Genomic DNA, 21,330 nt, shown 5'->3' on the forward strand with positions numbered 1-21,330 from the left:
ATCACCGGCACTTCAGTATCAACAGTGCCAGTGGTTGAAACCGTATTGGTATTGCCTGCAGCATCAACAACGGTTATTTCAAGGGTGTAATCCCCTTCGGCTAATGCGTCGGTAACCCCGACACTAAAACTGCCATCTGCGAGGGTTTCGGTGGTGATTGTTTGCACGGTATTGCTGGCATCAGTGACGGTGAGCGTCACAGTTGTGCCCGCACCTTCGCCCGTAACTGAGCCCGTAATTAATGGGGTGGTATCGTTGCTATCAGCTAAACTAATAATAATTTCAGGAGCAGTTAAATCAATTTCACCCACTTCGCTAGCCGAAGCTGTATTACCTGCTGCATCAGTTACTATTGCAACAACACTAAATTGCCCTTCGACTAATTCGCTGCTCGCTTCAATAGACCAAGCACCATTTGCATCGGTAACAACTTGAACTGTTTCAGTGGCTCCATTATTTCCGGTAAAGGTAACTGTAACCAATGAATTAGGGGCTATATCTTGAGTAGTCCCACTAATAGAAGGTGTTGTATCGCTAGTATCAATAATAAAATTAATACTTACGGTTAAATCAATATTACCAACAATGCTAGCTTGAGCTTCATTTCCTGAATTGTCGACTATCGCAACTGCAACAGTAAAGTCACCTTCAGGTAATGGCTCAGAGACTTGCGCACTCCACGATCCATCCGCTTGAGTAACCGCAAGTAAACTAAACGTACTACCATCACTCGCAGTTATTGTTAATACAACGGTTGTACCTGTAGAAATATTGTCTGTATTACCGCTTAAAAACGGTGTGGTATCGTTACTATTTGCAATTGAATCTATTTGAATAGAGGCTGGAGAAAATGTCACTTCACCATCAATTTGTGCTGAGCCTTCATTACCAGCTAAATCACTAACCGATGCAATTGCAGTAAATATACCTCCCGGTATATCTGTGTTTACCTCAACACTCCACGAGCCATTACCATCAAGCAAAGTAGTTAATGTTTGTGAATTACCATCGCTATCAGTTACTAAAACTGTAATTGCTGTTCCTGCTGGGGCACCTTCTACACGCCCAACAAATGTAGGAGTTACATCATTAGTATCTGTAATCGCAGTAATTGAAATATCAGGAGGAGTTAAATCGACTATACCTTGTGTATCATCTCGCCCTTGATTACCAGCAGCATCATTAACCGTTGCAACTACTTCAAATAAACCTTCTGGTAACGATGTGGTTACCTCAACTGACCAGTCACCATCGGTATTAGTTTGAGTAAGTAATGTTTGAATTTGGTTATTAATATCTGTAATTACAACACTAATAATCGAACCTGCAGGTACTCCTTGTACGTTACCCGTTATTAAGGGAGTTGTATTTTGCGTATCATTAATATTATCTATTGTTACAACTGGAACTGTTAAATCAATTATCCCTGCATCACTTGCTAAAGCCTGATTACCAACACTGTCACTAACTAGTGCATCAACATTAAAAGCACCTTCAGACAATGGCGCACTAATAATCACCGACCAACTGCCGTCAGACCCTGTTATAGCGGTTAAAGTTTGCACCTCACCAGCATTATCAGTTACAGATATAGTTACTTCGGTACCTTCAGGCACTCCACTCGTAGTTCCTGTTAATAATGGTGTAGTGTTATTAGATTCATCAACTACATTCACCGTAATTACGGGGGCAGTTAAATCAATATTCGCAATTTCTTGAGCGATCGCTTCATTACCTGCTGTATCTGTAACTACCGCGCTTACATTAAATTCACCTTCAGCTAAAGGCGAAGACGTTGTGACAGCCCAATTACCTTGAGCATCAACTTGAGTATCAACAACTTGCACTTCACCAGTACTATCTGTAAGTGTAACCGTCACATTACTTCCAGCAGGTGAACCTGATACAAATCCAGTAACTGTAACAATTTGAAATGCAGAGTCTGCTATTGGATTAATAATGATTAAAGGAGCTGTTGCATCTATTTCAAGAGAGATACCATCGCTTACTGAATTCCCTGCAAAGTCAGTTGCCTCAACCAATACCGTAACCGGACCATCTATAATAGGGTTAGGTAAAGTAGTTTCAAAAGTACCATTTAAATTAATTACAACAGTTACAACCTGAGAGTTTCCAGCAGCGTCGGTAACGGTTATTCTTGCAGTTTTACCTATTAAGTTTTCACTTGTGCCTGTTATAAGTGGTTGAGAAGAGTTAGTAATACCGACTTCACTTAATGAAATAGACCCAGCTGAAAAGTCAGATGTAACCTCGTCTGATATAATTTCATCTGCAGCATCATCTTCATTAAAAGAATTGTTAGTACTTCGTTCAAATCCAGAATCGAATGAAATACTATTAAAATCAAAACTTTCAGATATACGCGTTAATTGTACAAATGAGTTCCCGCCACCAACGCCTGAACTACTAGAGCCACCAGCAGCTGTTGCCTCTAAACTACTTAAAAGATCGCCCTCGCCTGCTAAAGCATCTAAAAAATCACTTACATCAGAACTTGAATCTGCTTCGGCATTTTTTTCTGGTGTTGCACTTAAGCTTGCAATTGCATCATCAATACTTTCGTCAAAAAACGTTGTTTCGCTTAAATCTCGACCTTCTTTTGCTAACAAATCTTGTGTTATTTTAACTTTTTGATTCGCGGGAATAGATAAAGACTCTCCTTGTACATCGATTGTCAGTGATGATTTAATCGCTGTAACAACTAAGTCACCTACATTTATAATATCGCCTACATTTAGCGCTTTAATCGAACCATCGCCTTGCACTACACCAGCCGAACCTTGAATATCAATAATAACTAATTGATTTGCTTCCATCGAGACACCCTCAAACATTTAAAGTAATAACCTAATAACTTAAATGTAGAACACAAAATCAATCTAAGTACTGGACTCAAGTACAGGTTTGTTCTAAAAAAGGGTAAAAAAAAAATATAAAAGTGGTATAAAATTTATTTTATGCTTACTAAAATACTATTTGCACTTTTTTAATTTCTTTACTAAATATTTAGGAGCGTATTTTCAGTATTAAAAAAATAGGAAAGGAATGAGTAAAAAAAACACATTAATAAAGCGTAATATAAGTATATTAATTGGTTTAACATTAACAACAGTAAACTTCCCTAGCCTTGTCTACGCTAATAACGATAAAGCAACTCCTCTTGCTTATGTATCGAATAAAGCAATTGAAAACAATCCAGAAGTTCAAGAAGCTTGGCATGCTTTTAAGTCATCCATTTATGGTATAGATGCTGCTCGTTCAGGGTATTTACCAAGTGTAGATGCATCTGCAAGCACCGGATACGAAAAAAGAAACTATGGCATTGAGGATGGATATAGCAGAAATACTGCAGAGCTAACAGTTACACAAATGCTTTACGATGGGTTTAGAACATCTAATACTGTTGATCGCTTTAAGCACATACAATTAGTTAGATATTTTGAGCTTCTTTCGCAAACCGAAAGAACAGCACTAGATGCCTCCACAGCATTTTTAGATGTGCAAAGATTTAAAGAATTAATTGAACTTGCTGAAGCCAATTTAAAAGAGCATGAATCGGTATACCAACAAATTGAACAAAGCGTTAGCGCAGGTGTAGCAAGAGCCGCAGATTTAGAGCAAATAACAGGTCGCTTATCGCTCGCTCAATCTAATGTATTAACTGAGTATGCAAATCTACATGACGTTACCGCTCGTTATTTAAAAATTGTAGGTGAGCTACCGTTACCAAATATAAAAACCGCAAACTTAAATGAAGACAATATACCTATTTCGATTGGTAAAGCTCTCGATATTGCCTATGAAAACAGCCCTACTTTTTACGCCTCTTTGTATAATATAGAAGAAAAAAAGGCGAATGCTAAAGCTCAAAAAGCCGCATTTCATCCAAATATAGATTTATCTGCCCGCTATGGAACACAAGATAAAGATGAACTAGGTTTAAACGAAACACGAACAGAAGCCCGTGTAGGTATTGATATAAGTTATAATTTATATAATGGTGGATTAGATAATGCCAACTTAAAACAAGCTTATACCGACATTAATATAGCTAAATATCAAAGAGATTCGTCATGTATTGATATTCGTCAACGTCTTCAAATTGCTTATAATAACCTCATTATTCTTGAAAAAAAATTACCAATACTTGATCAACATAGAATATCGTCAAGTAAAGTTAAAATTGCTTATAAAGATCAATTCGATATAGGTCAGCGAACTTTATTAGATGTACTTGATGCTGAGAATGAATACTTTCAATCTAATCGTTCATACATAGTTACTGTGTACGAGCGTCAATCTTCAATTTTAACAATGCTAACTGAAATGGGTAAATTACTTCCTACACTTCACGTAATGTCAGATAAGTACCCAACTTTAAAAGAACTAACTGATGATCCAATTATCCGTGATGCAGAAAATATTTGCCCTAGTTATGATGTAGCCGCAACATTAAATCGTATAACTTTTTTAGACAAAAAAGCAAAGCTAGATGATGATAACGATGGGATAATAAACAAACAGGATATATGTCCAAGTACTCCCTCATCAACTAACGTTGATTTGTCTGGCTGCACTATTTACAACGAAGGTAACTCAAGAATAGAAATAGGTATCCCTTTCTTTGCTGATGCAAGTGATGTTCGAGATGAGTATATTCAGGAAATTGAAAAGTTAGCTTATTTTTTAAGAGATAATCCTGATAAAAAAGTTGAAATACAAGGTCACACATCCCTTGATGGAGACGAAGACTATAATCGTAAATTATCAGAAAAGCGTGCTTTTTCTGTTGCAGAAATCCTCATCAAAAAATTTAATATTAAACCAGCCCGAGTTAAATCATTTGGCTACGGTATTGACCAACCTCGCATAAACGAAATATCAGTAAAAGCAAACGCTGCTAATCGTAGAATAGAAGCTGTTATTACAGATAATTAAGTAAATAACGTTATATAGACTGCAACTAAAACTGCAGTCTTTCATAACGAGGATGGTTTATGAAATTGAATGACGTACTTGATCATGGTGGCATATTAGTCGATTGTTTATCGGTTTTATGCCGCCATCACGATAAAGAGTTTTCTCGGGAGGCATTGCTCAATGGACTCCCTTTAACTGAGGGTATACTTACACCATCAGGATTTTCCCGCGCTGCAAAACGTATCGGTTTTAAATCAAAAGTAGTAAATAAACCATTACAAAAAATTAATACCGCATTACTCCCTGCTATTTTAATTTTAAAAGATAATCAAGCCTGCGTAATTACCCACATAAATTTTAAAAATAATACTGTAAGCGTTATATACCCAGAGCTAACCGAATCTGTAATTGAACAAAACATTGATGAATTAACTGAAAACAGTGCCAACTTAGTTATTTATGCACAACCCGAATTTGCATTTGACGAACGAACCCCCGTACTCGAAAAACTCTCAAAAGACGGATGGTTTTGGGGAGTAATTAAAGAGTGCCGCTCACTTTATAAAGACGTTATTATTTCGGCAATTGCATTAGGTGTTTTATCTGTTGCAATGCCACTTTTTGTTATGAATGTTTACGATCGCGTAGTACCAAATCATGCTGTTGAAACTCTCTGGGTATTAGCCATTGGGATTTTAATCGCACTGACTGCCGACTTTGTTTTGCGCTTAGTACGCAGCTACTTTGTAGAACTTGCAGCAAGCAGAATTGATGTAAAAGTATCGGCCGTGATTATGGAACGAGTACTAGGGATGAAGCTCAAAAATCGCCCCTCATCAGCTGGCTCATTTGCTAGTAACATTCAATCTTTTGAGGCTGTACGTAGCTTTTTTAGTTCAATAACCCTTGTTGCACTGGTCGATTTACCATTTGTTATATTGTATTTAATTGTTATCGCCATTATTGGTGTCCCCCTTAGTTTACCCATAATTGCGGGTGCGCTTATTTTATTAACTTATGCTATTGCCGCACATAGAAAACTTGAAGCTTTATCAGAACAAACAATGAAAGCAAGTTCAATGCGAAACGCAGTACTTGTAGAAAGCCTAACAAATATTGAAGATGTTAAAAGCTTTCACTCAGAGTGTAAAACACAATCAATTTGGGAAAAGTCGACTATATACATTGCACAAATAAATGCACAAAGCCGTTTAGTATCAAGTTCAATTTCAAATACGGCATCGTGGATACAGCAATGTGTAGGCGTAATAATTATGATTATTGGCGTACATTTAGTTATTGAAGGCGAATTAACTCAAGGTGGGCTTATTGCCGCTTATTTATTGTCATCGCGTGCTATGGGACCTATTGGTCAATCTGCGGCTGTTTTAGCGCAATATCATCATGCTGCAATTGCAATGCAATCACTTAACGAAATTATGGAAAAAGACGTAGAGCGCCCTCCAGGAAAACATTGGTTAAGCCACCCTATTTTAAAAGGTGATATTGAATTTAAAGACGTATGCTTTAAATATTCAGACGAATCTCATAACGCACTAAACGGGGTTAGTTTTAAAATTAAAGCGGGCGAAAAAGTAGCTATTTTGGGGCGTAATGGTTCTGGTAAAAGTACTTTGGAAAAATTAATTTTAGGCTTATACGATCCCTGCTCTGGCTCTATTTTAATGGATAACAATGATATTCATCAAATCGACCCAGCAGAACTTCGTCACAATATCGGTTATGTGCCACAAAGTGTTGCATTATTTTTTGGTACATTAAAAGACAATCTTACTATGAGTGCTTGGCACGCAAAAGATGAGCAAATTATTGAAGCATGCGAGCGGAGTCAGTTATTCGATTTAATTAACTCTCACCCCGACGGATTCGATTTACAAGTGGGTGAGCAAGGTCGTCAACTCTCTGGTGGGCAGCGTCAAGCTGTAGGCATGGCAAGAGCACTTATTAATGATCCCCCTATTTTACTATTAGACGAACCCACTTCATCGCTTGACCATAATAGCGAAAATCAGATTATTAATAATTTAAAAAAATGCTCAAAAGACAAAACGTTATTAGTTGTTACCCATCGCTCTTCGTTGTTGGAATTAGTAGATAGAATCATAGTATTAGATAACGGCAAAGTTGTAGCCGATGGTCCAAAGCAAAAAGTAATTGCTGCGTTAAATAACCAGTCAGTGGAGCAAGCCTCATGAGTGATAACAAAAAACCACTCGAACAACGCTCTTTTGAATCTGTAAGTAAAGCCATTGAAGCGAGCAAGCGTGGTAAACCTTCGGTATTCAATGGCTTATTTAAAGGCTGGTTTTCACCTCCAAACTCACAAGATTGGATAGTTGATGCCCAGTGGGAAAAAATGCAACAAGAGCCTGCCAGCGCAAGGCTGCTACTCTATTTAATTTGCTTAGCATTTATATGTTTAGTTGTATGGTCTGCTTTTGCTGACCTAGATGAAGTGGCGCGCGGAGAAGGTAGAGTAATTCCATCACATAAATTACAGCTAATACAATCTTATGACGGCGGAATGGTTGAAACAATAAATGTTCGAGAAGGGCAAATTGTTAACGTAGGTGATGTACTTATTAAAATAGACCCTACTCGCTTTATTTCTAACTTTAGAGAAAACCAATCAAAGGTAGAATCATTAAGTGCAAAAGTAGCACGCTTACAAGCGCTCACTCAAAAAAAGGATCTTATTTTTACAGATAAAATAATTAAAAATGCACCTAGGGCGGTACTACACGAGCGCGCTCTTTATTTAAGTAACAGCCAAGAGTTAGAGCAACAAATTACTATACAAAAACGTCAGCTAGAGCAGCGCCAACAAGATCATATTGAAGCTAAAGCAGCGCTTCAGCAGCATACAAGTGCTCTTCGTTTAACAAACAGAGAGTTAAAAGTAACACGACCACTGCTTCGCACTGGTGCTATTTCTGATATTGATATTATTCGTTTAGAACGCCAAATAGTCGATTTAAATGGTGAAATAAATCGAACTAAAGCAGTAATAAACCGTAGTGTCTCGGCAATTAATGAAGCTAAAAATAAGGTAACCGAAGTTGAGCTCACAATGATAAACCGCTGGAGCAACGAGCTCTCAGAAGCATTATTACGCTTAGATTCTATTAAAGAGACCGAATCTGGTTTAGCCGATAAAGTGACCCAAACCGAAATTAGATCTCCAGTCAAAGGCACAGTACAACGATTACTCGTTAATACCGTAGGAGGTATTTTACAACCAGGGAGTGACGTTATGGAAATTGTTCCATTGGATGATCAACTTGTTGTAGAAGCAAAAATCCCCCCTAAAGACATTGCTTTTTTACGCCCTGGACAACCAGCAATGATTAAATTTAGTGCCTATGACTTTGCTGTATACGGCGGTTTAGAAGCCGAAGTACTGCATATTAGTGCAGATACAATTACCGATGATCGTGAAAACACATTTTACTTAGTACAGCTAAAAACAACCAAAAACAACTTCTCTAAAGAACTGACAATTATTCCGGGAATGACTACACAAGTAGATATTATTACCGGTAAAAAAACAGTACTTGAGTACCTATTAAAACCAGTACTAAGAGCAACATCACTAGCAATGACAGAGCGTTAAAAGCATTTTTAATAATGGAGAAATAATGCGTCAAAGTATCTTTATTACACAACCTGAATTTGAATCTAAGCACTGGCATAGTGCATTCCCTGGTTGTATTGTGTGTACAAAAGAGCCAAACAGAGTAGCTGCGTCTAATATTATATGGATTTTAGCTAATACACCTGATTGGCTAACTATAGTTAAAAAGTATACACAACAGCGCCTTCCCGTCATTGTGATGACAAATAACTTAGACATAGACGAACTAAGAATGGCATTACAAGCAGGAGCGAGAGGCTATGTAGAAGCGCTTGCTAGTAAAGTAATTATTGAACAAGTATTAGAAACAATTTGCTCTGATGCTACATGGATACCAGGTCAGCTACTTTCTAATTTGGTTGGCGCTTTATCAAAGGCTAATTTTAATTATAGCCATACATGCAACCTTGACGTATTAACTAAACGCGAACGCCAAGTTGTTGATATTGTGGTAACTGGGGCAACTAACAAACAAGCAGCACAATCTCTCAGTATCACAGAGCGTACAATAAAAGAACATATGGGTTCTATTTTTAATAAATTAAAAGTACGAGACCGAATACAGTTAATGCTAGTTGTAAAAGGCAACTAACCCCCTTAGCATTTTAACTAACAATCTGTAGCCAGTATTAAAGCTGGCTACTTTGCTTTAACGATAAGTGCTTAAAATAACAATATTAAATTAAAGGGCTGTTTTTAATTAAAGCTAAGTTATTCCTCATTAATTACCCCATCAAAACCTAAGTTAATTAACGTATCTAAATCATCTTGGTTTGTAACGCCTTGAGCTACCACCTTAATACCAATTGAATGAGCAAGCGTACATACACCTCGTAAAAAGGTTTGGTTATCTTGACTGTAACTAATATTATGCCCATAAACACTGTCTACTTTAATCATTTCTAATCCAAATTCGTGAATGTTTTTGATTTTAGTAAACTCAGGACCTACTCGTTTTAAGGCGACTTTTGCCCCAATACATCGCGCTTCTTCGCAAAAGCTTTTAAATATTTCTATTTCACTAACAGCTATGTTCTCGCGTATATCAAAACAAATGTTTTTTGATAAACTAGGAAATGCCGACAAATAAGTGAGTACAGCTGCAAGAGCAGCATCATCAAGTAATGTTTGCGACGACAGTTCAATTGAAATAAGTTCTTTAGGCGGTTCGTCGCAATACTGAATAACTAGCTGCTTTATTAGCCCCCAATCAAGCCTCGCTAATAGCTTCAACCTATTCGCCCATTGATAGTAATAGCTTGCTCGATAAAACTGCCCCTCAAACTCCAAACTAAGCCTTAACTGGTTTTGTATCAACTGCCCTGTAAAACAAGTTACGGGCTGTACAATAATTTTTAACGTTTTATTATTTAATGCAGTTTCAATTGCATTTTTCCAGCTTAGAGCATCATCAAACAACTCTGGACTCTTAGGTTTTTCGATTACTTTTACTTTAACACCAGGCTTTTTATCTGCTGATGTTAAAAGCTCATCTACACGCTTTAATACATCAAACCGAGTGTCTTCTTTTTCAATGTAAGTACAGCTATGAGGGATTGTTAATTCAATACTTTTATACTCTTTAATAAATGACTCGTGTAGCTTTAACACTTGTTCACTCAATACTTGAATATCGTCTACATCGCTAAACAAAACTGTAAAATCACTATTAGAAATACGCGCAATATAGTTTTCTGATGCATGAGATTCGTTCAACTCTAAAAATTGAACAAGCACTTGAGAAAAACGACGTAAAAAATTAACCATTTCAACATCGCTTATTTTTTCATTCATTTTATCTAAATTAATGACTCTAAATAAAAATAAAGCACCATGCGCATAGTCTTTTGACTTTTGTAAATGTGCTTCAAGTGTTGCACAAAAGTATTCTCGATTAGCTAAACCGGTAAGTTCATCATGCTGTGATTTAAACCTTAGTTCTTCTAAACGTATATTATCTTCTTTAATAATACGGCTAAAGCGAGTTGATAACTGGTTCATTGACTGCACCAAATGCGCAAATTCAAAAGTGCGCGGCACTGTCGATTTTATAAAGCGCTTTTCACCAAATGCATTTGCTTGATAAACCACATCATCCAATGGTTTAAGTATTCTTTGTAAAAAGTAAGCACTTACAATACACGCGAGTACAGCAACAATTAAAAAACTAAAAAATAGTTTTAATGCACTTTGCCATAAGGCTTGTTCGGCATACTGACTATGACTTTCTACATAAAGCGTTCCAAATTGCTGCCAACCATCATTAACCTGCGCTACACCAGGTAAAACATTAAGTTGATACAAAAATTTAAACCACTTTGGAGCCATAATCTCAAGATCATCTTCAAAAGTACGCTTAACTATAACCTCTGAGCTTGGGCTTTGTAGTTCAATACGTTTGTAATGGCCTGTATCAAAAGTTGCTGACACCAATAGCTCAAGCTCAACTGGGTCTTTATCTAACTGGCTTATCATTAACGCGAGCGAACTGGCATTATCTACATTTTTTAAATAAAGCTGAGTAGAAAAATAATTTTTAGCTGAGTTTGTACTAATTAAAACACTACTAATAAAGCCAACAAAAATAACAATTAAAAGCGCAATCCATAGCTCTTGCCTTAATGTTATTTTTCTCTTTTTTAAATATTTAAATAAGGAAAATGATGCCATTACCACATAACCCCTTCTTGCGTTGTCTGCTCCAAAACTTTACGCCAGCGCGATAATCTTGCTGTTGGGCTAGCGACACTTTTGGTTGAATTATTTGCCCATAAACCTTGGCTGTTAAAACTAAAAACAGGGCTTAAATCTACACGCTTTGCAGCAGGCAGTACTTTTATAATTAAACTATCTAAAATAAGCGGTTGCGCATTTGGCGTAGTAAAATAACCCAAAACCATATGCGCTTGTGTTTTGTTTGTACCCGCTATTTTAGCTTTAACGTATATAAGTCGTAACTTATCGTCACTCACGCCCAAAGCCCTTAAGCTTACATATTTTGCTATTGCATAATCTTCGCAATCACCCAAGCCCCTACCTAAGGTTTCTAAAGGGGTTGCCCAGTAATCGCTTTGTTTCCACAATAAAATATCAGTTTGATAGCGCAGATTACGTGCAAAAAAATCGTTCACCATGAGTATTTGTTGATTCTCTGGTTTACTTTGAGCTTGTATTAACATGCTCTGCCAGTTACGGGCAACATCAGCGCGGTCCGCACCATATTTTTTACCCATTAACTCTATGAACATATTAAATTGAATATTTACACGGCTCGCAAAAACGCCGCTGGAGAGTATAAAAAACAGCAGTAGATAGCACAAATTAGCTGTGCACCAGGAGATAAAATAAAAATAAGAATAGGTTGGCTTAAACGCCATTTACACTATCATTTTTAATAACAGAGGAAATAAAAAATACTTATTGAGCACTGCGTTGTCTGCTTAAAAATTAATCCTTAACAACAGCATAGCACTCAATATAAAAGGAGGAGATATTTTGAATAAACTTTTAAACGTATTACTAAAAAACTTAAAATATAATAATTAGATTCACAGCAAGGTATTTAATTTAAAGTAATACAAAATTTATCCACCCTAATTACTTCGAAAATAGCCAACCACAACATATAAGCACCGAGCAGACATAAACGCCCTTTCTTATAGAGATAAAATAGCCCCTAATAATAAGTAACTTTTTTAACTTCACGCGGCTTAATTTCGCTTATGTATAAGTCGTGTACGCGCTTCATATTTAATTCAAGCTCGGTTACATACGTATCATCCACAGCATACGTTTTTATAATTTGCGCGCCTTTAATAATACCCTGCACTTTACTTTGTAAGTAGTCATCTTGTGCAATAGAGCCCGCAACATTTGTGCCTGCGGTAATTTTTTGCCCATAAACTTGCTCAGTTAGTTCTCTGTACGCTTCTAATTTTGAGGCTTTAATAGCCATTAATTGCTTTTGCGAATTGTTAGCGCCATTTTGTAAACTTATAGGTGCATACCCTATTGCTTTTAAAACGGGGTAATTATTTGGTTCTACATAGTTATATTCAACATGTTTATCAAACATGCTGCTACAACCGCTTAAAGTTAAACACCCAAGCGTAATAAGTAACGATATTACTCGCATAGCACATAGCCCTTATATATTAATTACTCAAATATATGCACGTTTGATGCCATTTATAATACAACCAATAACACTTATATAATATTGGTACAGTCCTTGCTCTAACACTTTACTAGCTAACGTTTAATTGGAGTAAGAGTATGAAGTCGTTTTTATCATTGGCATTTGCAGGATTAAGTGCAACTGCTTTATTAACGTTTTCGGCTTTTACAAAAGCCCAATGGTACGAATCGACTGGTCACGCTCAAATTAAAAGTGGTGATACGAGCGCCGCTAAATCAGCAGCAATAAAAGATGCTATCACGCAAGCTCTTGTGTTTTCTGGCGCACGCGTAAGCTCAGTGCAAACCTTGGTAGATGGCGTGTTGATGCAAGATCAACTTAAAATTAGTAGCCATGGCGAAATACAAAAAATAGAGCTGATCAGCGAGAATCAATACAATGATAAATTTGCCATTACGTTACGCCTCGATATTTTTGCTCAGGCTGAGCAATGTCCGCAAAGTAGCTTTAATAAATTTGTAGCAGTAACACAAAGCCAATTGAATCATCGTGAGCAAGCGATGATGGGTCAAATATTTGACATAAACAAAGCAGTAAGTAAAAAAATATTTACCTCATTACAAAAATCAAAAATGAGTGCAGTCCCTGTTGCCTATTTTAATAACGCTATTAAAGTTGATAAATATTTTACTCAACAACACGATTATTCAAATACGCAGTTAGAAGAAATATCATCACGTAGCAACGCACAATATGTTTTGCTCAGTCAAATAACTAATTTATCCACCAGCAATAAACTCAATAACGATTATGCTTTTTGGCAAGACGAAACCTATAAGCGAAACTATCAAATAGAATTTACGTTATTTGATGGCACAACTTACGAACAGCTTTGGCAAAATAGCTATCAAAGTCAGGCTATTTGGCCATTTGAAAAAACAAAAATTGTAGATGTAAATAGTAATGCTTTTTGGGAATCACCTTTTGGACAAAGTATTACCGACATTAACCAAACCTTAAGTTACGACTTACAATCGGTTATGGCGTGCCTACCCACTCAGGGTAAAATTATGCATATGGAAAACAGTAAAATAGTTATTAATTTAGGTAAAGCACATGGTTTACAAAAAGGACAACTATTAAGCATTGCCCACCATAACTATTTAACCGATGCCGCAGGCAATGTAATGCCACACAAAATAACCACTCTTAACAGTATTCGTGTAGAGCAGTTGTACCAACAAACAGCAATAGCGGTAAGTATTGATGACAAACCACTACCTGGTGTGCAAATAAACGATGTAGTAGAAATAATCAGCCAAGAACTTTAGATTTTTTCAGTCAATTTAGCTTTTAAATTAGGGTGAGCCGATAACCACTCACCTAATTGCTCAACACCTAATAAGTGTGGGTAATGTTTTCTGCAAGCAAACACAACATTACGTTGCTGGTTAGGAAATATAGGTAAATAATTAACCCCCATACGGTCATTACAAGCCAGTTTTGGTACAAATGTAATACCATCATCCATAGCGACTAATGCAAGTAATGTTTCTAAACTATTCCCCTGATATTGATTAGACACATCGACCCCAGCAGAAAAACAAAACTTTTGGGCTTGATCTTTAAAGCAATGACCATCACTTAACATTAAGAGGCTACAACCTTGTAGGTCACTCAGTGCTACTTTTTTATGTTTAGAAAGAGCATTATCGTTTGATACCGCAACTAAAAAGTCTTCTTTGTACAAATTAACAGTATGGTAATTTTTAAGCTCTGGCACATCAGCCAAAATTGCAAAATCGAGCTGACCACTATTAAGTGCCTCTAAAATGGTCGCAGTTTGCATTTCAACAAACGAAAACTGACTATCAACAAAAGCGGCTTTCATTGATGTTAACAACGCAGGCAACAAGTAAGGCGCGATGGTAGGAATAATACCAATGGTTAATTTACCTTGCAGAGGTTCGTTAGAGGTTGCCGCAAGCTCTTTGAGTATTTGCGTTTGTTCTAAAATAATTTCTATTTGCGTCAATAAACGAGCACCTTTTGCAGTTAAGGTAACTTGCTTAGTTGAGCGGTCAAATAAAGTAACACCGAGCTCTTGTTCTAGTTTTTTTACTTGACCACTTAATGTAGGCTGGCTAACAAAACATGCATCGGCGGCTTTGCGAAAATGCTTGTATTGCGCTATTGCTTTTACATACTCAAAATCTTTTAAGTTCATGTTCATCCCAACCTGATAGTTTATAGCTATCAGTTTAATACAAACAAACGATTAGAACTATATTTAATTATTCGCCATAATGGCTATCAACAAATCAAGAGGAACAAAAATTATGTTAAAGAATATTGAAGGTCAAACAATCCCAAGCGTTACATTTGCAACTCGTCAAAACGACGAATGGAAATCGGTAACTACAGATGAAGTTTTTAAAGGTAAAACTGTTGTAGTGTTTTCACTACCAGGTGCATTTACACCAACATGTTCATCAACTCATTTACCACGCTACAACGAATTAGCTGGTGTACTTAAGCAAAACGGCGTTGATGAAATAGTATGTTTATCTGTAAACGATACATTTGTTATGAACGCATGGGCAGAATTTCAAGAAGCACAAAATATCACTTTATTACCAGACGGTAACGGCGAATTTACTGACGGCATGGGTATGTTAGTAGATAAAAACGACCTTGGTTTTGGTAAACGTAGCTGGAGATACTCTATGCTTGTTAAAGACGGTGTGATTGAAAAAATGTTCATCGAACCAGATTTACCAGGTGACCCGTTTGAAGTATCAGACGCAGACACAATGCTAGATTACATTAATCCTAAACAAGCTAAGCCAGAGCCTGTGAGCATTTTCACTAAACCTAGCTGTCCATTTTGTAAAAAAGCAAAAGAGCTACTTACAGAAAAAGGCTTCGCGTTTGAAGAAATTGTAATGGGCACAGGCGCATCACTAACAAGCCTTAAAGCGGTATCTGGTCGTGAAACTGTTCCACAAATATTTATTGGTGGTAAACACATTGGCGGTTCAGACGATTTAGAAAAGTACTTTGCTAATAAGTAAATTAAATATCTAGTTTAAATAGGTAAAAATAGGGGCTTTAAGCCCCTATTTATTAAAGGAAAAACGCTATGAAAGAATTGCAAACCGATGTTGTTGTTATTGGCGCAGGTACTGCTGGTTTAAGTGCTTATCGTAATGCTAAACAGTTCACACAAAACGTATTAATGATCGAATCTGGTCCATACGGCACAACGTGCGCACGTGTAGGTTGTATGCCAAGTAAGTTATTAATTGCCGCAGCAGAAGCAGCACACTCAATTGAAATGGCTCCTGCATTTGGTGTACATAGCTCAAAGCCAGTCATTGATGGTAAAGCCGTAATGGCAAGAGTACGCAGTGAGCGAGATCGTTTTGCAGGATTTGTAGTAGAAGCCGTTGATGAATTACCAGACGTAGATAAAATTCGTGGTTACGCTAAGTTTTTAGATGCAAATCGCATGCAAATAGACGACCACACAATTATTACCGCTAAACGCTTTGTCATTGCAACCGGCTCACGCCCTTCATACCCAGGTGTATTTAATAACTTTGGTGACAAACTTATTATAAACGACGACGTATTTGATTGGGATGACTTACCAGAATCAGTCGCTGTATTTGGCCCAGGTGTTATAGGCTTAGAAATTGGTCAAGCACTTAGCCGATTAGGCGTAAATGTAAAACTATTTGGTGTAGGCGGTGCTATCGGTCCACTTACAGACCCGGTAGTAAGAGATTATGCAAACACTGTTTTTGCTCAAGAATTTTTTGTAGATACCGACTCAAACGTATCTGACATGATGCAAGTTGGCGACAAAGCACAGCTAACTTACACCGACAAACAAGGTGAAAAACACACCGAACAGTTTAACTACGTACTTGCAGCCACAGGCCGAGTACCTAACGTAGATAAACTAGGCCTTGAAAACACGGGTATTGAACTTGACGAACGCGGCGTACCGAATGCTGACCCGCACACAATGCAATGTGGCGAGTCAAATATATTTATAGCGGGCGACGCAAGTAACATGATCCCATTGCTACATGAAGCATCTGATCAAGGCACTATTGCAGGACAAAATGCAGGCCGCTTCCCAGATGTACGTATAGGCTTGCGCAGAGCTAAAATTGCAGCCGTATTTAGCGACCCACAAATAGCGATGGTAGGCGAAAGCTTTAAACAAATTACCGACCGTTTAGGCCCATGTGGTTGTTTTGAAGTAGGTGAAGTAAGCTTTGAAAACCAAGGTCGAAGCCGTGTAATGCTTAAAAACAAAGGTCATATGCGTGTATACGCAGAACAAGGCACAGGCTTATTTTTAGGTGCTGAATTTATTGGGCCACAAGCTGAACATATTGCTCACTTACTAGCATGGGCAGTTCAAAATAAAATGACCGTACCTGAAATGCTCGACATGCCATTTTACCACCCAGTAATTGAAGAAGGATTACGTACTGCTCTTCGTGACTTAAACGCCAAACTTAAATTTGGTCCAGACATTGTAAACTCATGTATGGAATGTGGTCCAGGCGCATAACCTACTCATCACATACAAACTTGCTAAGTAAAAGCCAAAACATTTGTTTTGGCTTTTTTTATAATTTTTTAAAGCAGGCCTCTCAAAAAATATTTTAGCTGTTACACTTAATTGATAATTAAATTAAATAATGGAATAGCTATGCCCAATAATAAATTTAGACTAGTTACTCGCAGCGATTTTGATGGCTTAGTTTGTGCCGTATTGCTTAAAGACTTAGACCTAATTGACGATATTTTGTTTGTACACCCAAAAGACATGCAAGATGGTAAAATAGACATTACCGAAAACGACATTACTACCAATCTTCCCTACGTTGCAGGTTGCCATATAGCATTTGACCATCATCTTAGCGAAACCGTACGTAACTCAAGCGATATTAAAAACCATATTATTGACCCAGACGCGCCATCAGCAGCACGCGTAGTTTATGACTATTACGGCGGTGCTGAAAAGCTTCCTAACATTTCTGTTGAAATGATGGATGCTGTAGATAAAGGCGACGCCGCTCAGTTTTCAAAAGACGAAATTCTCAACCCAACTGATTGGGTGCTAATGAACTTTATTATGGATGCGCGCACGGGGCTTGGTCGTTTCCGCGAGTTTAAAATTTCAAACTACCAACTAATGATGAAACTTATTGATGCATGTAAAGATCAAAGCATTGAAAGCATTTTACAAATGGAAGACGTAGCCGAACGTGTTGCTTTATATAACGAGCATAACGAAAAAGCCAAAGAGCAAATTACTCAATGCGCAACGGTCCACAAAAACTTAGTGGTACTTGATTTAACCCAAGAAGAAACTATTTACGCCACAAACCGCTTTGTTATTTATGCCATGTACCCCGACTGCAACATCTCTATTCATAAAATGTGGGGCCTTAAAAAGCAAAACGTAGTGTATGCCGTAGGTAAATCAATTACTAACCGCACATCAAATACTAATGTTGGCGAACTGTGTCTTAAATATAATGGCGGGGGCCACTTAAATGCAGGTACTTGCCAAGTAGAAACCAGCAAAGCCGAAGCCGTACTTAGCGAATTAATTGATACAATTACAAGTGATGGTTAATATAAAATAAGCTTACAATAGCCAGAGTAATAGCTCTGGTTATTACTCATTTGTTTTATTTTGGTAGAGTGAATTTATATCACGCCACCACCCTCTCATATCAATTTCAGTAGTCATAAAAGGAATTACCATTTTATGTTAGATACTAAAAACTTCGAACAAACACTTTATCAAGATACAAAAAAAGCATTTAAAAATATCATACAAAAATATGGTGACGATCTTTATGTAATGGGGTTTTACCACACAGGTAGCTACTCACTACTGCCAATGTTTAATACCTTATCGGATTTAAAAGAAGTATTTGAAGAAGAATACGACAACGATGTAAGCAGTTTTTACATGGCTAAATGGAACCCCGAAGACTACCCCACACTTGAGGATTACTCTGAATACTTTGATGAAACAACTGCGGAATGTCAAAAATTAGAAAATAGCATCGATTTTTTTCAATCAGATATAGAAGCGATGGATAATTGGCACCAATGGCTTGCAACAATGGAAAAAGTGCTGGTGCAATTAGATGCCGAAGGCATGTTTTCAAACGGTATTGAACGCGAAAAAGTCACTTTAGCAATACTTGCCTATGACGAAGAAGAAAGTATTCAATTTAAAAGAATCAAACGACTTAATCCACCAGCCGTTTTAACACAAATTCAAGCTGACTTTGAAGCTATGATTGCAGAACGTGAAAAATGCGAGCAAGAAGTTTTAAACGCCTTTAGTTAAACAGCACAGCGTTACTAAATAAAAAGGTATGCTTAACTAAAAAAGCATACTCAACAACTTAGCATCAATAGATTTATGACCCATAACACAAAAATCAGTCATTAAAATTGGATATCACTTTATATTTAATTGTACTCTTTGATGCTCCAATTACTTCAATTAAAGCGCCTTTATAAACCAGGTTATTACCTTCACCTAAATCCATCGTAAAATCTTCTGAAAACGGTTTATGGGTCATAGACTCGTTAAATTCTCGGTATGTAAAATTAAGAATGCGTCCTATTTTTCCATTATATTCAATGATGTGCTGTAAGGCATCTTTTCTAACCGTTAATGACTTCTCTGGAGAATAAACAAAATCAATTATTGTGTCATCAAAGCAAATCATTAAATCGATACATAACTCATTTTTTTCTGGCTCATACTGCACATAATTTTGGTTACGTAATGGCTCACCAAAACTATTGTTAATACTCACAGCAGAATCATTATTCGATTCAAAAGTAGCCCCTGCACTTTTATAAAATACAGTTCGGTTCGATACACCACCATAATAGGCTTTAAAAGGCTCCACAGCAATCGTCTCGGCGTAAGTTCCCGTTGTTTGAGTGAACAGTTTTGAGCCAATCGTTGTTTCTGAAATTTTATTTAATACAGGAGTAGAAATAGTAATGTATTGAGATTTAGGCGCCTTAGACGCACACCCCGATAACGTAATTGTTAACGCGGCAACTAAAGATATAAGTATCGTCTTGTCTATCACTTTTCTGTCCTTGCATTTTTAGAGCTAATATTTTTAATAAAATGGTGAGCTATCAACCATCCTTTGTAGACCTGTTTATGATAACTTAAAGCTGTAATCAATTCATATTTTATAGGGATTTATCCTTTAATTTTAAACGTTAGAATTAATTCATACCCAAAAATATAAAAACGAGCAAGAAGATTACATAGCTAAAGACTGTATTTATCTACAACGTTTGAAAAATAAGTACTTTTCATTTTTAGAATATATACGTTATAAACAACGTAATTAATTATGCCATTTAAGGAGCTTTAAATGTGGTTTGAAAAACTAACCGGTTTTAGTGAGCAATCCCCTACACAAGTCCGTAAAAACTTATCCGTTAAAGGGAATATATTAAAATCGCTAGTAAACCAAAAAGAATTCTTTTGCGGCTTGCTAGAAACACCAACACTAGAAAAACTACGTAGTCGTGTTAGCCACGTTAGTTGCGACAAAGAGCTAAATACAAAAACATCTCTTCGCGAAATAGTTGCCAATGTTCAAGACCTGCATACCGACGAAGCGAACATAGGGGCATTATTTCAAGTTGCCTCACAATTTAATCTGTTAGAAATGGTCTCTCCAAATGTTACACCAGAGCAAGGCATCGATGGCTATGAGTACGACCGAACACAAGGACCCGCTTGTGCAATTGCTGCCGGCGCAGGCACTATTTATCGTAACTACTTTGCAAACGTTAACGGTGAAATTGGTCAAACTTCTAACAATCAAATAGACTGCCTAACTGAAATAGGTGTTGCACTAGGTAATAAAAACGACCGCCTTTGGGAAATGAAAAATGGCTATGTTTTAGCATCAGCAGATGGCCTAACAGCAATAAATGCAAAACTAAAATTAGCGACTGAATCAGAACGTGATGAACTAAGAAGTTTATTACGCATAGGCGTACAGTGGAATACTGAAGTAACACTCAATGATTTAAAACGAACCGTTACTCAGGTTTACTGCTCTGCCCTACCTGTTGCTTACTCACAAATATCACCCGTTTTATGGGCAGATTTTGCTAAACTGATTTTAGAAGCATCTTACGAAGCGACACTATGCTCAGCTATTTTAAACGCTGAAAAAACAGGCAATAATAAAGTCTACCTAACACTTATCGGCGGCGGTGTATTTGGTAATGAGCGAGAGTGGATTATGACTGCAATTGAGCGCTCATTAAAGTTATACGAATACGCAGATCTCGATGTATTTATAGTAAGTTATGGCTCGTCAGATCCACATGTTCAAGAGTTAGTTCGTAAATTTTAATAGCAGATTAATAATGTGACGTTAAAGTACAAAAAAGAATGACTTAATCTAGGGGCTGTTGATCTTTGTAGTATATATATTAATCAGCCCACATTGGTAGCCACATCATAGTAAATGCTAAAGCGAGCATGGAATGATAATTC

Annotated in this window: 16 protein-coding genes; 10 read left to right on the forward strand and 6 right to left on the reverse strand. The window is 36.9% G+C overall.

What is annotated here, in order from left to right:
* The coding region (locus GQR56_RS19585; RefSeq protein WP_166114688.1) for a retention module-containing protein at positions 1 to 2,837 on the reverse strand (2,837 nt) is incomplete at its 3' end.
* 229 nt (positions 2,838 to 3,066) lie between these two features.
* Between GQR56_RS19585 and GQR56_RS19590 the strand changes: the two genes are divergently transcribed.
* The 4 genes from GQR56_RS19590 to GQR56_RS19605 are packed head-to-tail and all read left to right on the forward strand — an operon-like array spanning position 3,067 to position 9,188.
* Positions 3,067 to 4,959, forward strand: a complete 1,893-nt coding sequence (locus tag GQR56_RS19590; protein ID WP_166114690.1) for a TolC family outer membrane protein — start codon at positions 3,067 to 3,069, stop codon at positions 4,957 to 4,959.
* A 59-nt stretch (positions 4,960 to 5,018) separates the two neighbouring features.
* The gene (locus GQR56_RS19595; protein ID WP_166114692.1) at positions 5,019 to 7,157 is read left to right on the forward strand and encodes a type I secretion system permease/ATPase; all 2,139 of its coding nucleotides are present in this window, start codon (positions 5,019 to 5,021) and stop codon (positions 7,155 to 7,157) included.
* Positions 7,154 to 8,575 carry an HlyD family type I secretion periplasmic adaptor subunit gene (locus GQR56_RS19600; protein ID WP_166114701.1) on the forward strand — a complete coding sequence of 474 codons (1,422 nt, stop codon included), beginning with the start codon at positions 7,154 to 7,156 and terminating at the stop codon, positions 8,573 to 8,575. Before GQR56_RS19595 ends, GQR56_RS19600 begins: the two co-directional genes overlap by 4 nt.
* A gap of 25 nt (positions 8,576 to 8,600) precedes the next feature.
* Positions 8,601 to 9,188 carry a response regulator transcription factor gene (locus GQR56_RS19605; RefSeq protein WP_166114704.1) on the forward strand — a complete coding sequence of 196 codons (588 nt, stop codon included), beginning with the start codon at positions 8,601 to 8,603 and terminating at the stop codon, positions 9,186 to 9,188.
* Between the two features lie 119 nt (positions 9,189 to 9,307).
* Here the strand turns inward: GQR56_RS19605 and GQR56_RS19610 are convergent, their stop codons facing one another.
* From GQR56_RS19610 to GQR56_RS19620, 3 genes are all read right to left on the reverse strand, one after another.
* Positions 9,308 to 11,266: a LapD/MoxY N-terminal periplasmic domain-containing protein gene (locus GQR56_RS19610; protein ID WP_166114707.1), complete on the reverse strand. Its 1,959-nt coding sequence runs from the start codon at positions 11,264 to 11,266 to the stop codon at positions 9,308 to 9,310.
* Positions 11,266 to 11,829, reverse strand: coding sequence for a transglutaminase-like cysteine peptidase (locus GQR56_RS19615; RefSeq protein ID WP_231613147.1), 564 nt, complete (start codon positions 11,827 to 11,829; stop codon positions 11,266 to 11,268). Before GQR56_RS19615 ends, GQR56_RS19610 begins: the two co-directional genes overlap by 1 nt.
* A gap of 443 nt (positions 11,830 to 12,272) precedes the next feature.
* The gene (locus GQR56_RS19620; RefSeq protein ID WP_024611940.1) at positions 12,273 to 12,731 is read right to left on the reverse strand and encodes an LPP20 family lipoprotein; all 459 of its coding nucleotides are present in this window, start codon (positions 12,729 to 12,731) and stop codon (positions 12,273 to 12,275) included.
* A 140-nt stretch (positions 12,732 to 12,871) separates the two neighbouring features.
* Between GQR56_RS19620 and GQR56_RS19625 the strand changes: the two genes are divergently transcribed.
* Entirely contained in the window at positions 12,872 to 14,065 is a 1,194-nt protein-coding gene (locus GQR56_RS19625; protein WP_024611939.1) for a flagellar assembly protein FlgT, read from the forward strand.
* On the opposite strand, the gene GQR56_RS19630 is transcribed toward GQR56_RS19625, so the two are convergent.
* On the reverse strand, positions 14,062 to 14,961 hold the full coding sequence (locus GQR56_RS19630) for a LysR substrate-binding domain-containing protein (RefSeq protein WP_166114713.1): 900 nt from the start codon (positions 14,959 to 14,961) through the stop codon (positions 14,062 to 14,064). The genes GQR56_RS19625 and GQR56_RS19630 overlap by 4 nt on opposite strands.
* A 112-nt stretch (positions 14,962 to 15,073) precedes the next feature.
* Here GQR56_RS19630 and GQR56_RS19635 point away from each other — a divergent pair, with 112 nt between their 5' ends.
* The 4 genes from GQR56_RS19635 (at position 15,074) to GQR56_RS19650 (ending at position 19,128) form a co-directional block, all read left to right on the forward strand.
* Positions 15,074 to 15,808 carry a glutathione peroxidase gene (locus tag GQR56_RS19635; RefSeq protein ID WP_166114716.1) on the forward strand — a complete coding sequence of 245 codons (735 nt, stop codon included), beginning with the start codon at positions 15,074 to 15,076 and terminating at the stop codon, positions 15,806 to 15,808.
* 68 nt (positions 15,809 to 15,876) lie between these two features.
* Entirely contained in the window at positions 15,877 to 17,325 is a 1,449-nt protein-coding gene (locus tag GQR56_RS19640) for a dihydrolipoyl dehydrogenase (protein WP_166114719.1), read from the forward strand.
* Between the two features lie 141 nt (positions 17,326 to 17,466).
* Positions 17,467 to 18,399, forward strand: a complete 933-nt coding sequence (locus GQR56_RS19645; protein WP_166114722.1) for an exopolyphosphatase — start codon at positions 17,467 to 17,469, stop codon at positions 18,397 to 18,399.
* 135 nt (positions 18,400 to 18,534) lie between these two features.
* The gene (locus GQR56_RS19650; RefSeq protein WP_166114727.1) at positions 18,535 to 19,128 is read left to right on the forward strand and encodes a DUF4303 domain-containing protein; all 594 of its coding nucleotides are present in this window, start codon (positions 18,535 to 18,537) and stop codon (positions 19,126 to 19,128) included.
* 94 nt (positions 19,129 to 19,222) lie between these two features.
* Here GQR56_RS19650 and GQR56_RS19655 read toward each other — a convergent pair whose 3' ends face one another.
* Entirely contained in the window at positions 19,223 to 19,891 is a 669-nt protein-coding gene (locus tag GQR56_RS19655) for a hypothetical protein (RefSeq protein ID WP_166114728.1), read from the reverse strand.
* A gap of 297 nt (positions 19,892 to 20,188) precedes the next feature.
* On the opposite strand from GQR56_RS19655, the gene GQR56_RS19660 reads away from it, so the two are divergent.
* Entirely contained in the window at positions 20,189 to 21,187 is a 999-nt protein-coding gene (locus GQR56_RS19660; RefSeq protein WP_166114730.1) for a hypothetical protein, read from the forward strand.
* The last annotated feature ends 143 nt before the right edge of the window (positions 21,188 to 21,330 follow it).

Source organism: Pseudoalteromonas sp. Z9A5 (assembly GCF_011378875.1).
Classification (GTDB): Bacteria; Pseudomonadota; Gammaproteobacteria; order Enterobacterales; family Alteromonadaceae; genus Pseudoalteromonas.